Source organism: Candidatus Hydrogenedentota bacterium (assembly GCA_016791475.1).
Classification (GTDB): domain Bacteria; phylum Hydrogenedentota; class Hydrogenedentia; order Hydrogenedentales; family JAEUWI01; genus JAEUWI01.
Genome location: JAEUWI010000135.1, coordinates 1 through 865 on the forward strand (window position 1 = coordinate 1; position 865 = coordinate 865).

1 protein-coding gene is annotated in these 865 nt (G+C 55.4%); it reads right to left on the reverse strand.

Translation table 11 applies throughout. The features are described 5' to 3' along the window. The coding region (locus JNK74_28270; GenBank protein ID MBL7650084.1) for a DUF1549 domain-containing protein at nt 1–865 on the reverse strand (865 nt) is incomplete at both ends.

Here is an 865-nt window from a genome sequence, read left to right on the forward strand (position 1 = left end):
CGATCCAGACTGAAGCGTTCCACATCAGCAAAGAAAGCCAGCAACTTGTAATAGTCCGCCTGCGGGATTGGATCGATCTTGTGATCGTGACACCGGGCACAGTTCATGGTGATGCCCAGAAAGCCCTGCGACGTGGTCGCGACAATATCATCCATCTCATCGAACCGGGCCTGCTTCGGGTCTGCTGGTTCATCATCCCACAAGCCAAGCCGGTAGAAACCGGTAGCGATAATCGCATCAGGGTTCTCGCCCGGCAACTCATCACCCGCCAACTGTTCCTTGATGAAGAGATCATAAGGCTTATCGCTGTTCAAACTGCGGATGACATAATCGCGGTATCGCCAGGCGAAAGGCTTCGGGCCATCCCGTTCGTAGCCATTGGTTTCCGCAAAGCGCACCACATCGAGCCAGTGCCGTGCCCACTTCTCGCCGTAGTGCGGCGATGCCAGCAACTTGTCGATCAGCTTCTCATAAGCCGCAGGGTCTTTGTCGTTAACAAAGCTGTCGATCTCTTCAGGTGTTGGGGGCAAGCCAGTCAGGTCGTAGGTAGCCCGTCGGATCAGTGCCAGTTTGTCCGTAGCCGGGCTTGGCTGAATGCCCTTTGCTTCCAGCTTGTCCAAGATGAACGCATCAATAGGTGTCTTCACCCATGCAGTGTTCTTCACCGCCGGTGGCGCTGGCGAATTGACCGGTTTGAACGCCCAGTAATTCTTCGATTCCGCTGTCACCACGCCGCCCATTGCCTTGTGCTCTTCTTTCGAAGTTTCAAGCTTGACCGAATCGGACCAGGGGATGCCATCTTTCATCCACTGTTCGAGCACGGCCAGCTTCTCAGGGGCAAGCTTGCCTGTAGGAGGCATCTCGT